9 protein-coding genes and 2 tRNA genes are annotated in these 11,912 nt (G+C 67.9%); 5 read left to right on the forward strand and 6 right to left on the reverse strand.

Annotated features, from left to right (window positions below; genetic code table 11):
* Positions 1 to 134: 134 nt before the first annotated feature.
* The 4 genes from AU188_RS13140 to AU188_RS13155 form a co-directional block, all read right to left on the reverse strand.
* Positions 135 to 207, reverse strand: a tRNA-Glu gene (locus tag AU188_RS13140).
* A 63-nt stretch (positions 208 to 270) separates the two neighbouring features.
* Positions 271 to 345: transfer RNA gene (locus AU188_RS13145), tRNA-Gln, on the reverse strand.
* A 117-nt stretch (positions 346 to 462) separates the two neighbouring features.
* A complete protein-coding gene (gene gltX, locus AU188_RS13150; protein WP_059164157.1) occupies positions 463 to 1,944 on the reverse strand; it encodes a glutamate--tRNA ligase in 1,482 nt (493 codons plus the stop codon).
* Positions 1,941 to 2,786: a fumarylacetoacetate hydrolase family protein gene (locus AU188_RS13155; protein WP_059164158.1), complete on the reverse strand. Its 846-nt coding sequence runs from the start codon at positions 2,784 to 2,786 to the stop codon at positions 1,941 to 1,943. Before AU188_RS13155 ends, gltX begins: the two co-directional genes overlap by 4 nt.
* Before the next feature lie 115 nt (positions 2,787 to 2,901).
* Here AU188_RS13155 and AU188_RS13160 point away from each other — a divergent pair, with 115 nt between their 5' ends.
* The gene (locus AU188_RS13160; protein WP_059164159.1) at positions 2,902 to 4,113 is read left to right on the forward strand and encodes an MFS transporter; all 1,212 of its coding nucleotides are present in this window, start codon (positions 2,902 to 2,904) and stop codon (positions 4,111 to 4,113) included.
* Here AU188_RS13160 and AU188_RS13165 read toward each other — a convergent pair.
* A complete protein-coding gene (locus AU188_RS13165; protein ID WP_059164160.1) occupies positions 4,110 to 5,120 on the reverse strand; it encodes a 3-isopropylmalate dehydrogenase in 1,011 nt (336 codons plus the stop codon). The two genes, AU188_RS13160 and AU188_RS13165, sit on opposite strands and share 4 nt — an antisense overlap.
* Positions 5,117 to 6,703: a phosphoglycerate dehydrogenase gene (serA, locus tag AU188_RS13170; RefSeq protein ID WP_059164161.1), complete on the reverse strand. Its 1,587-nt coding sequence runs from the start codon at positions 6,701 to 6,703 to the stop codon at positions 5,117 to 5,119. Before serA ends, AU188_RS13165 begins: the two co-directional genes overlap by 4 nt.
* 54 nt (positions 6,704 to 6,757) lie before the next feature.
* On the opposite strand from serA, the gene AU188_RS13175 reads away from it, so the two are divergent.
* From AU188_RS13175 to AU188_RS13190, 4 genes are all read left to right on the forward strand, one after another.
* Positions 6,758 to 8,188: a phytoene desaturase family protein gene (locus AU188_RS13175; RefSeq protein WP_172799492.1), complete on the forward strand. Its 1,431-nt coding sequence runs from the start codon at positions 6,758 to 6,760 to the stop codon at positions 8,186 to 8,188.
* Between the two features lie 164 nt (positions 8,189 to 8,352).
* Entirely contained in the window at positions 8,353 to 9,450 is a 1,098-nt protein-coding gene (locus tag AU188_RS13180; RefSeq protein ID WP_059164204.1) for a polyprenyl synthetase family protein, read from the forward strand.
* Positions 9,450 to 10,967: a phytoene desaturase family protein gene (gene crtI / locus AU188_RS13185; protein ID WP_059164163.1), complete on the forward strand. Its 1,518-nt coding sequence runs from the start codon at positions 9,450 to 9,452 to the stop codon at positions 10,965 to 10,967. The genes AU188_RS13180 and crtI overlap by 1 nt, the downstream gene beginning before the upstream one ends.
* Positions 10,964 to 11,911 carry a phytoene/squalene synthase family protein gene (locus AU188_RS13190; protein WP_059164164.1) on the forward strand — a complete coding sequence of 316 codons (948 nt, stop codon included), beginning with the start codon at positions 10,964 to 10,966 and terminating at the stop codon, positions 11,909 to 11,911. The genes crtI and AU188_RS13190 overlap by 4 nt, the downstream gene beginning before the upstream one ends.
* Position 11,912 lies beyond the last annotated feature (1 nt).

The raw sequence follows: 11,912 nt of genomic DNA on the forward strand, positions 1-11,912 counted from the left end.
CTGATCCGCGAGCTAACCATCGACCCGACCAGGGACTACCAACCCCGAAACGTGCCCTGCGGCCGACCAAAGAAAAAGCCCTGAACCCCAAACGCAGGTTCAGAGCTATTCCGATGTCTTGACACATCACAATGTACCCCCGATGGGATTCGAACCCACGCTACCGCCGTGAGAGGGCGGCGTCCTAGGCCGCTAGACGACGGGGGCTAGAACTGGTTTTCCGGATGGCCAGCATATCTCAGCGAGAATTGTCGGCCTAATCACGGTCATTGGCTGGGGTACCAGGACTCGAACCTAGAATGGCTGAACCAGAATCAGCTGTGTTGCCAATTACACCATACCCCATTGGCGCCCATAACCGCAGGTCACGGGACTATTTCGATCCCCCGCGGCGACGAGTGGATCCCGTCGCGCGTGTGATCGGACCGACGTGCAGACTACCAAAGATCTGCGGGCCGCTTTTCACGCCTGGGCTGCGGCCGCGGCGTACTCACGGCCGGCGCGCAACCGGGCCAGGCTGCGCTCGCGACCCAGGAGCTCGAGCGATTCGAACAGCGGCGGGCTGACCGACGCGCCGGTGGCGGCCACGCGGATCGGCCCGAACGCCTTGCGTGGCTTGAGACCCAGACCCTCGAGCAGAGCCTCCTTGAGCGCCGCCTCGATGGCCGCCGTGGCCCAGTCGCCGGTGCCTTCGAGCGCAGCCAGCGCGGCGTCGAGCACCGGAACCGCCTCGACCCGCAGCTCCTTGCCAGCGGACTTCTCATCGAGTGCGAACTCGCCGTCGTTGAGGAACTTCAACAGATCCCACGCATCACCCAGCACCACGATGCGGGTCTGCACCAGCACGGCGGCTTCGGCGAACCCCTTCTCGTCGAGGCCCGTGTCGTAACCGCGTTGGGCGAAGTATGCGTTCAACCGAGCCGTGAAATCCTGCCCACTCAGCAGCCGAATGTGCTCGGCGTTCAACGCGTCGGCCTTCTTCTGGTCGAAGCGGGCCGGATTCGAGTTGACGTCGGTGACGTCGAACGCGGCCACCATCTCGTCGAGGCTGAACACGTCGCGATCCTCGGCAATGCCCCATCCCAGCAGTGCCAGGTAGTTCAGCAGGCCCTCGGGGATGAAGCCACGTTCACGATGCAGGAACAGGTTGGACTGCGGGTCCCGTTTGGACAGCTTCTTGTTACCGTCGCCCAGAACGCTTGGCAGATGGGCGAATTCGGGAACCTGCTCGGCGACACCGATGCGGCTCAGCGCCTGGTACAGCGCTATCTGACGCGGGGTTGACGACAGCAGGTCCTCACCGCGCAGCACATGGCTGATCTTCATCAGCGCGTCGTCGACCGGATTCACCAACGTGTACAACGGCTCACCGTTGCCCCGGGTCAGCGCGAAATCGGGCACCGACCCGGCGGGGAACGTCGTTTCTCCGCGCACCAGATCCCGCCAGCCGATGTCCTCGTCCGGCATCTTCAACCGCACGACCGCGCGCCTGCCCTCGGCGCGGAAGGTCGCACGCTGCTCCTCGGTCAGGTTGCGGTCGAAGTTGTCGTAGCCGAGTTTCGGGTTTCGCCCGGCAGCCAGATGGCGCGCCTCGACTTCCTCGGGCGTGGAGAACGACTCGTACGCGTCACCGGTCTCGAGAAGTCGGGCGATCACGTCACGGTAGAGGTCGAGCCGCTCGGATTGCCGGTACGGCCCATATGGTCCACCGATTTCGGGCCCCTCGTCCCAGTCCAGACCGAGCCAGCGCAGCGCATCGAGCAGCGCGTGATAACTCTCCTCGGAGTCGCGCGCCGAATCGGTGTCCTCGATGCGGAATACGAATGTTCCGCCGGTATGGCGGGCATAGGCCCAGTTGAACAGCGCGGTGCGGATGAGGCCGACGTGTGGCGTACCCGTCGGCGACGGACAGAACCGCACCCGGACGGCGTTTTCGGTTGTCATGTTTTCCCTTTGCGCACAACTGGATTCGTCAGTGTGCCGATGCCCTCGACGGTGATACTGACGGTGTCGGATTCCTCGATCGGCCCCACCCCCTCCGGTGTGCCGGTGAGGATCAGGTCGCCGGGGAGCAACGTCATCACCCGCGAGATCCACTCGACGATCGCCCCGACGTCGTGAATCATGTTCGACGTCCGGCTGTTCTGTTTGACTTCACCGTTGACCTCGGTGCGAATCGCCAGATCCGCTGGGTCGACGTCGGTGACGATCCACGGCCCGATCGGGCAGAACGTGTCGTGGCCCTTCGCGCGGGTCCACTGCCCGTCCTTCTGCTGCTGGTCGCGGGCCGAGACATCGTTGCCGATGGTGTATCCGAGGATGTTCTCCGCCGCTCGCGCGGCAGGTACGTCCTTGCACGGCCGGCCGATCACCACGGCCAGTTCACCTTCGAAATGGACAGGATCGGCGTCGGCGGGCAGCTGAATGGGCACGTTCGGGCCGATGATCGCGGTGTTGGGCTTCATGAAGATGACCGGATCCTCGAACGACGTCACGCTGTGTCCCGCGCTGCTGCTCGCGTGCGCAGCAGCTGAACTGCTCCTCGCGTGCGCAGCCATCTCCTCGATGTGCGCGGCATAGTTCTTCCCGACACAGACCACCTTGCTGGCCAGGATGGGCGCGAGCAGGCGGACATCGGCGAGCGGCCACTGCCTACCGGTGAACTGGGGGGCGCCGAACGGATGCTCCGCGATCTCCCGCGCGACTGCCTGGTCGGGATCGTCGGGCGGGCCCTCGACGCTGACGAAGGCGACTCCGTCGGGACTGGCTATTCGGCCAAGGCGCATGCCGTCAGCCTAGTGGGGGTGGTCATCGCGGCCGCGGACCGCTCCCCTGCCGCTTACGTCTCACGATATGAGAGGACGATTCAGCATCGTGAGAAGCCTGTGTCACCATGGACCGATGTCCGTCGAGTCGATCAGCAGCGCGCGGCGCTGGTCGCTGCTTGGGACCGCGCTCGCGGCGACGACGAGCGCAAACGTGTTCATCAACGGCGCGGCATTTCTCATTCCGACGCTGCACACCGAGCGCGGACTCGACCTCGCCGCGGCCGGGCTGTTGTCCTCGATGCCCAGCCTCGGTCTCGTGATCACGTTGATCGCGTGGGGCTATGTGGTCGACCGCGTCGGGGAACGTTTCGTGCTGACGGTCGGCTCGGGCCTGATCGCCGCCGCGGCGTTCGCGGCGGCCTCGGTGGAATCACTGTTCGCGATGGGCGCCTTCCTGCTTCTGGGCGGAATGGCCGCCGCCAGCAGCAATTCGGCCAGCGGCCGGTTGGTGGTCGGCTGGTTCCCGCCCGAGCAGCGTGGGCTCGTGATGGGCATCCGCCAGACCGCGACGCCGCTCGGCGTCGGGTTCGGCGCGTTGGTGATTCCACGGTTGGCCGAAAGCCACGGTGTGTCAGCGGCATTGCTGTTCCCGGCGATCGTGTGCGCCGTCTCGGCGGCGGTCTGCGCGGTCGCGGTGATCGACCCGCCCCGGCCGCCGCGCTCCGAAGCGCCCGCCGATCATCTGGCCAACCCCTATCGCGGGTCGTCCGTGCTGTGGCGCATCCACGCCGTGTCGGTGTTGCTGGTCGTCCCACAAGCCGTGCTGTGGACGTTCACGTTGGTGTGGCTGATGACCGACCGAGGTTGGTCGGCGGCCTCGGCGGGTGTCCTTGTCACCGTTGCTCAAATACTCGGTGCCGGCGGCCGTATCGCCGCCGGGCACTGGTCCGACCGACTGGGCCGGCGGTTGCGGCCGATCCGGAGGATCGCTGCGGGCGCCGCCGTCTCCATGGGCCTGCTGGCGCTGTCGGACTGGCTCAGCTCACCGGTGAGCGTGGCCGTGATGGTCGTCGCTTCGGTGATCACCGTGTCCGACAACGGGTTGGCGTTCACCGCGATCGCCGAGATCGCGGGCCCGTTCTGGAGCGGACGCGCGCTCGGCACCCAGAACACCAGCCAGCACCTGGCGTCGGCGGCCGCCGCCCCGCTGTTCGGCGCGTTGATAGGCGCGGCGGGATATCCGGCGGCGTTCGCGGTCAGTGCATTGCTACCGCTGGCGGCCATCCCGATCGTTCCGGACGACGAAACGGCTTTCGCGAAACGTCTAGAGGCGCGAAACGATTAGAGGTTGGCCGCGATCCGATCACCGATCTGCGTGGTGGACAGCGTGGCGTCGCCGCGGGTGGCCAGATGCTGTTCGACGGCCTTGTCGACGCGGGCGGCCGCGTCGATCTCGCCCACGTGGGACAACAGCAGCGCGACCGACATGACCGCAGCGGTCGGATCGGCGATCCCCTGCCCCGCGATGTCGGGGGCGCTGCCGTGCACCGGTTCGAACATCGATGGATTGGTCCGTGTCGCATCGATATTGCCGCTGGCCGCCAGGCCGATACCCCCGCACACCGCGGCGGCGAGATCGGTGACGATGTCGCCGAACAGGTTGTCGGTGACGATCACATCAAATCGATCAGGACCGGTCACCATATGGATGGTTGCGGCGTCGACGTGCTGGTAGGCCACCTCGACGTCGGGGTAGTCGGCGGCGACCTCTTCGACGATGCGCGACCACAGCGCGCCCGCGAACGTCAGCACGTTGTTCTTGTGCACCAGGGTCAGATGCTTGCGGCGCTGTTGCGCCCGCGCGAATGCATCCGTCACGACCCGACGCACGCCGAACGCGGTGTTGACGCTCACCTCGGTCGCGATCTCGTGCGGGGTGCCGACCCGGATCGCCCCGCCCGTACCGGTGTACGGACCTTCGGTACCTTCCCGCACGACGACGAAGTCGATGTCGGGGTCGCCGGCCAACGGACTGGTCACACCGGGATAGAGGCGACCCGGCCGCAGGTTGATGTGGTGGTCGAGGGCGAACCGGATGCGCAACAGCAGACCGCGTTCGAGCACGCCGCTGGGCACCGACGGATCACCGATCGCGCCGAGCAGGATCGCGTCGTGCTCGCGCAGTTCGTCGAGCACAGAGTCCGGCAGCACCTCGCCAGTTTCGTGATATCGGCGCGCGCCCAGATCGTAGCGCGTCTTATCCACCCCGGGCACCACCGCGTCGAGCACCTTGACGGCCTCGCCGACGACCTCCGGGCCGATGCCGTCGCCGGCGATGATCGCCAGTTTCATGACAGGTCAACCACTTCCAGCATGTTGGCGCCGACCTGGTCGGCGATCGCGGAGCGCACATCGCCGGGCACATCGCGGTCGATGCGCAGCAGGATCGTCGCGCCCGGCCCCTCGGCGTCCTCGCTCAGTTGGGCGGCGTGGATGTTGATGTCCGCACCTCCGAGGATGGTTCCGATCTTGCCGAGCGTGCCCGGCCGGTCGAAGTAGTTGATGATCAGGTAGACGCCTTCCGCGCGCAGGTCGAAGTTGCGCTCGTTGATCTGGACGATCTTCTCGATCAGCTGCGGGCCCGTCAGCGTGCCCGCCACGTTGGCGGTCGACCCGTCGGCGTAGACCGCCCGCACGTCGACCATGCTGCGGTGATTGGGGCTCTCGGTCGCAGTGGTGATATCCGCCTGCACTCCGCGTTCGGCGGCCAGCGCCGGCGCGTTCACGAATGTCACGGGATCCTCGATGACCGCCGAGAACAATCCGCGAAGCGCCGAAAGCCTGAGCACCTCAACGTCTTCGGCTGCGAGCTCACCGCGCACCTGAACCGAGAGCGACACCGGCAGCTCGTCACCCAGCACGCCGACCAGCAAGCCGAGCTTGCGGACCAGGTCCAGCCAAGGCGCGACCTCTTCACCGACGACTCCGCCGCCGACATTGACTGCGTCGGGGACGAATTCGCCGGCCAGTGCCAGCTTCACGCTGGCCGCGACGTCGGTACCCGCCCGGTCCTGCGCCTCTGCGGTCGACGCGCCCAGGTGCGGGGTCACGACGACCTGAGGCAAATCGAACAAAGGGCTTTCGGTGGTCGGCTCCTTGGCGAACACATCGATGCCGGCCGCCCGGACATGCCCCGACTCGACGGCCTCCGCCAGCGCATCCTCGTCGATCAGCCCACCGCGGGCCGCGTTGACGATGATCACGCCGGGTTTGGTCTTCGCCAGCGCGTCCCTACCGATCAACCCCGCCGTCTCCGGCGTCTTGGGCAGGTGCACCGAGATGAAGTCGGCGCGGGCCAACAGGTCGTCGAGGGTCAGCAGCTCGATACCGAGCTGCGCCGCGCGGGCCGCCGAGACGTAGGGGTCGTAGGCCACGACGTGGGTACCGAACGCGGCCAGCCGCTGGGCCACCAGCTGGCCGATCCGGCCCAGGCCCACCACGCCGACCGTCTTGCCGTAGATCTCGGTGCCCGAGAACGACGAGCGCTTCCAGGTCCGCGCGCGCAGCGACGCATCGGCGGCGGGAATGTCACGCGCCGCGGCCAGCATGAGGGCCAGCGCGTGTTCGGCCGCGCTGTGGATGTTCGACGTCGGCGCGTTGACCACCAACACCCCGCGGGCGGTGGCGGCGTCCACGTCGACGTTGTCGAGGCCGACGCCGGCGCGGGCGACGATTTTGAGTTTGGGCGCCGCGGCGAGCACCTCGGCGTCCACCGTCGTCGCCGAACGCACCAGCAGCGCGTCGGCTTCGGGCACCGCGGCCAGCAACTTCGGCCGGTCCGGGCCGTCGACCCAGCGGACTTCTACCTGGTCGCCGAGGGCGGCGACCGTCGACTCAGCCAATTTGTCGGCGATCAGTACAACGGGCAGGCTCACGCGGTCAGCCTAATGGGCTTGACTCGGCGGGCGGTGGGCGGGAGAAATGCGAGCGTGGATATCACGGTCGTCGGAAGCGGACCCAACGGTTTGGCCGCCGCCGTCATCTGCGCCCGGGCCGGCCTGTCGGTGCAGGTGCTGGAGGCGCAACCGACTTTCGGCGGTGGCGCGCGCACGCTGCCCGATCCCGAATTCCCAGAAATCTCGCACGACATCTGTTCGGCCGTGCATCCGCTGGCGCTGGCATCGCCGTTCCTCGCCGAGTTCGATCTGCCCGCCCGCGGCGTGACCCTGAACGTGCCCGAGGTGTCCTACGCCAATCCTCTCCCCGGTTCGCGCTCTGCAGTCGGTTATCACGACCTCGACCGGACCGCCGCGGAGCTCGAACACGGGCGGTCGTGGCGCAGGTTGTTCGGGCCGATGGTCGAACGCGACGCCGCGGTGCTGGACCTGCTGCTCGGTGACAAGCGCTCGATCCCGACGAATCCGGTTGCGGCCGTACAGGTGGCCCGCCGACTACTCGAACAGGGCACGCCGGCGTGGGGTGCACTGTCCGGCGCCGACGCGCGTGCGTTGTTCAGCGGCGTTGCCGCGCATGTGATCTCACCGATGCCGTCGCTCGTGTCGGCGGGCGGCGGGTTGATGCTGGGCACGCTCGCGCACACCGTCGGCTGGCCGATCCCCGTGGGCGGCAGCCAAGCCATCGTCGACGCGCTGATCGACGACCTACGCGCCCACGGCGGCGTTCTCGTCGCCGACCATGAGGTCACCGAACCCGCTGCCGGCGTCACGCTTTTCGACACCGCGCCCACCGCGCTGGCCGCCATCTACGGCGACAAGCTACCTCGCCGGTACGCGAAAGCTTTACAGCGCTATCGATTCGGCCCCGGCGTGGCCAAAGTCGACTTTGTGTTGTCCGACGACGTGCCGTTCACCGACGAGCGGCTACGACGGGCACCCACTTTGCACATGGGTGGCACCCGCGAACACATGGCCCACGCCGAACGCGAGATCGTCGCCGGCCGACACCCTGAGTGGCCAATGGTGCTCGCCGCCCTGCCACACCTGCTCGATCCTGGTCGAATCGATGCCAAGGGCCGGCGGCCGATGTGGACCTATGCGCATGTGCCGTCCGGTTCGACCGTCGACCAGGCCGAGCCTGTCACCGAAATCTTCGAGCGCTTTGCTCCAGGCTTCCGCGACGTCGTGGTGGCGGTCCGGTCCGTGCCCGCCGCGCGGCTGGCAGAGCACAATGCCAACCTTGTCGGCGGGGACATCGGCGTCGGCGGCAACACGCTGATGCATGCCCTGGGCGGGCCGACCCCACGGCTCAATCCGTGGAGCACACCCGTTCCTGGTGCGTACCTGTGTTCGTCGGCCACCCCACCCGGGGGCGGCGTGCACGGCATGGCCGGCTATTTCGCCGCCCGAACCGTGCTGCGCCGTGAGTTCGGAATCAAGACGATGCCCGCGCTGTCGCCCTGAGCCCACAGCGTCGCCCAGTCATCGATGCAAAGTCGATGCATAGATGCGACCACCCTGGGGTACCCCGATTGAGTTGCCCCGATTCGGGTACTTGTCGTCGCATCGAGTGAAGGGGACGCTGCTTGACCGGTACCAACGGACACCCGCGCGCCCCGCTGCTGGCGATGGCGGAGCCCGCTGCTCCGCAGAGGGGCCTATTGGCCGCGGCCTTTCCGGTATGGCGCGACGCCTTACGGCGTGAGGTGTTGCGGTCCCTCGCCGATTTCGTCCGTACGCGCTGCGCTGACGACCTCAGCGCCGCAGGAGTCGATGTCGCGACCGACGTACTGCAGGCCTTCGTCGCCGGCGGCAAGTGTGTGCGCTCGACTTATATGTATCTCGGCTGGCTGTGCGGTGCCGACGACGATCCGGGCGCGCTTCGGGCCGCAGCCAGCCTCGAGCTGCTCCACGCGTTCGCGCTGCTGCAGGACGATGTGATGGACGGCTCCGAGCTCCGGCGCGGACGCCCCGCGGCCCACGTTCGATTCGCGCAGTGGCACCGCGAACGAGCGATGTCGGGTTCACCGGAACGCTTCGGTGAGGCGGCCGCCGTCCTGCTCGGTGACCTGTGCCTGGTGTGGGCCCAGCAGATGATGCGCGAGAGCGGAGTCGACGACGTCGCACTGTCCCGCGGCTGGTCCCGCTACGACGCGATGCGCACCGAACTCGCCGTCGGCCAGTTCGCCGACCTGGTCAACGACGCCGCCGAATTCCCGCAGTGGGAAAAGGTTCTCGACGTGCTTCGGCGCAAATCCGGCAACTACACCGTGCGCAGGCCGCTCGAGATCGGGGCGGCCATGGCCGGATGTGCGCCTTCCCAGCTGCGGCTCCTCGGGGAGTACGGCGAAGCGGTCGGCGAGGCGTTCCAGTTGCGCGACGATGTACTGGGTATCTTCGGCTCGCCCGAGATCACCGGTAAGCCCGCGGGCAGCGACCTCTTCGAGCACAAGGCGACGAGCGTGGTGGTGGCGGCCTACCGGCTCGCCGACGCGACCCGTCGCCGCGAGCTGACGCAGTTGATGAGCACCTCCGATCTCCGCGACGCCGACATCCGGCGGTGGCGGAAGCTCATCGTCGCCACGGGTGCCGTGGAATGGATTGAGCAGCTTATCGATTCGCGCCTCACCCGCGCTCTCGACCTGATCGACACCGGACAGGTGGACCCGCTGATCCGCACCGCGCTGGCCGACATGGCCGCCGCCTGCACCGAACGGGCCGCGTGATGCGCACCGTCGGGGGCAGCACCGACCGCGTGGTGGTGGTCGGCGCGGGGCTCGCCGGGCTGTCGGCGGCGCTGCAACTCGTCGGCCGCGGCCGAACCGTGACCGTCGTGGAACGCGGACAGCACCCCGGCGGACGTGTCGGCCGCATGGACATCGGCGGCTACCGCCTCGACACCGGCCCAACGGTGCTGACGATGCCCGACATCATCGACGACGCGTTCGCCGCGGTCGGCGAGACCGTCACGGACCGACTCGACCTGAGCGGCGTCGATCCCGCGTACCGCGCGTCGTTCGCCGACGGGAGCACGTTGCAGGTGCGCAGCGATCCCGATCTGATGGCCGCCGAGGTCGAACGTTTCGCCGGCCGTGCCGAAGCGGACGGCTATGTGCGCCTGCGCAACTGGCTGTCGAGGCTGTACCAGGTCGAGTTCGACGGGTTCATCGCCGCGAACTTCGACTCACCGCTTTCGCTGCTCACTCCGCAACTGGCCCGGCTGGCCGCCATCGGCGGGTTCCGCCGTTGGGACAAGATGGTGCGCCGCTACCTGCGCGACGAGCGACTGCAGCGGGTGTTCACCTTCCAGGCGCTGTATGCGGGCGTGCCGCCGCATCGGGCGCTGGCGGTGTACGCGGTGATCGCCTACATGGACACCATCGCGGGCGTCTACTTCCCCCGCGGCGGGGTGCGCGCGCTTCCCGACGCGCTGGCCGCGGCCGCATCCGATGCAGGCGTCGAGTTCCGTTACGGCTCCGCCGTGTCGGCGCTGGAACGCGGCGGCGACCGCGTGGTGGCCGTGCACACCGACGGCGGTGACCGGATACCCGCCGACGCGGTGGTGCTCACCACCGAGCTGCCCGACACCTATCAGCTACTCGGAAAGACACCGCGTCGCGTGCTTGCGCTGCGACCCGCGCCGTCAGCGGTCGTCGCCCATGTCGGTTGCCGCGCGGTCGGGTGCGACGCCGCCGACATCGGTCACCACACCATTGTTTTCGGTGACGAATGGAAGCAGACATTCACCGACATCATCGACGACGGACGCGTGATGAGCGATCCGTCGTTGTTGGTCACCCGGCCCAGCGCCGCCGACGCCTCGCTGGCGCCCGCCGGCCGCGACCTGCTCTACATCCTCGCGCCCGCACCCAACCTCCAAGTGGGACAGGTCGACTGGGCGTCGATGCGGGACCGCTATGTCGGTCAGATGATGGACGTCGTCACCACCCGGCTGCCCCGATTGGGGGTGGACGCCGAGGTGTTGCACGTCATGGATCCGTCGGATTGGGCGCGTCAAGGCATGGCCGCCGGCACCCCGTTCGCCCTCTCGCACACGTTCGGCCAAACCGGCCCCTTCCGTCCCGCCAACACCGTGCGCGGCATCGCGAATGTGGTGCTCGCCGGGTCGTCGACCGTCCCCGGTGTCGGCGTGCCCACCGCGCTGCTGTCGGGGCGGTTGGCCGCCGACCGAATCACCGGCCTACCGATACGGCGGGCCCGTAGCCAGGTGGTGCAAGCATGATCGGTTCCGAACTCGACGCCGCGGGCGTGCATGACCCCGCCCTGCGCGAGGCCTATCGTCGTTGCCGCACAATCAACGCCGAGCACGGCCGCACGTTCTTTCTGGCCACCCGCTTGCTGGCTCCCGAACAGCGCCCCGCCGTGCACGCTTTGTACGGTTTCGCCCGCCGCGCCGATGACATCCTCGACGACTTCGACCCCGTCGTCAGCACGGGTGAACGCGCAGACCAGTTGCAGCGACTGGCCACCGAGCTCTTCAACTGCCTCGCGCAGGGCAGCTGCGACGACGACGACCCGACGCTCGCCGCGGTCGTGCACTGCGCGCGCCGGTACGACATCCCGTGGGAGCTGTTCGACGACTTCCTCGGCTCGATGCGCATGGACCTGACCGTCACCGACTATCCCGACCGGGCCGCGCTCGACCGCTACATGTACGGCTCGGCGGAGGTCATCGGCCTGCAACTGCTGCCGGTGCTCGGCACCGTCGGCCCGCCCGAGGAGGCGGCACCGTATGCGGCTGCACTCGGAAAAGCCTTCCAGCTCACCAACTTCCTGCGTGACATCGACGAGGACCTCGAGCGTGGCAGGGTCTACCTGCCCGCCGACGAACTGGCCAACCACGGCGTGGACCGCGACGTGCTGACGTGGTGCCGCGAGAACCGGCGCACCGACGCCAAGGTGCGGCGTGCGCTGGTCGAACAACATGCCATCAACCGGCGCGTGTACGACTACGCGCGGCACGGTATCGCCCTTCTGCGCCCGCGTTCGCGCCCGTGCGTGACGGCGGCCCTGACGCTGTACTCCGAGATCCTCGATCGCATCGAGGAGATGGACTTCGCCGTGTTCAGCCAGCGCGCCTCCGTGGGCATCGGCCGCCGCATCCGAGTCGGCGGGACCGGGCTGTTGAAGGCCTGGGCCGCACGGCATCGGGAACACAAGGTGTGAC

The sequence above is a fragment of the Mycobacterium sp. IS-3022 genome, from assembly GCF_001500065.1.
GTDB lineage: Bacteria > Actinomycetota > Actinomycetes > Mycobacteriales > Mycobacteriaceae > Mycobacterium.

Coding starts and splice junctions, on each gene's coding strand:
- AU188_RS13165 (WP_059164160.1), bottom strand. CDS start 5,120: ATGAAACTGGCGATCATCGCCGGCGACGGCATCGGCCCGGAGGTCGTC.
- AU188_RS13190 (WP_059164164.1), top strand. CDS start 10,964: ATGATCGGTTCCGAACTCGACGCCGCGGGCGTGCATGACCCCGCCCTG.
- AU188_RS13180 (WP_059164204.1), top strand. CDS start 8,353: ATGGCGGAGCCCGCTGCTCCGCAGAGGGGCCTATTGGCCGCGGCCTTT.
- AU188_RS13160 (WP_059164159.1), top strand. CDS start 2,902: ATGTCCGTCGAGTCGATCAGCAGCGCGCGGCGCTGGTCGCTGCTTGGG.
- gltX (WP_059164157.1), bottom strand. CDS start 1,944: ATGACAACCGAAAACGCCGTCCGGGTGCGGTTCTGTCCGTCGCCGACG.
- AU188_RS13155 (WP_059164158.1), bottom strand. CDS start 2,786: ATGCGCCTTGGCCGAATAGCCAGTCCCGACGGAGTCGCCTTCGTCAGC.
- crtI (WP_059164163.1), top strand. CDS start 9,450: ATGCGCACCGTCGGGGGCAGCACCGACCGCGTGGTGGTGGTCGGCGCG.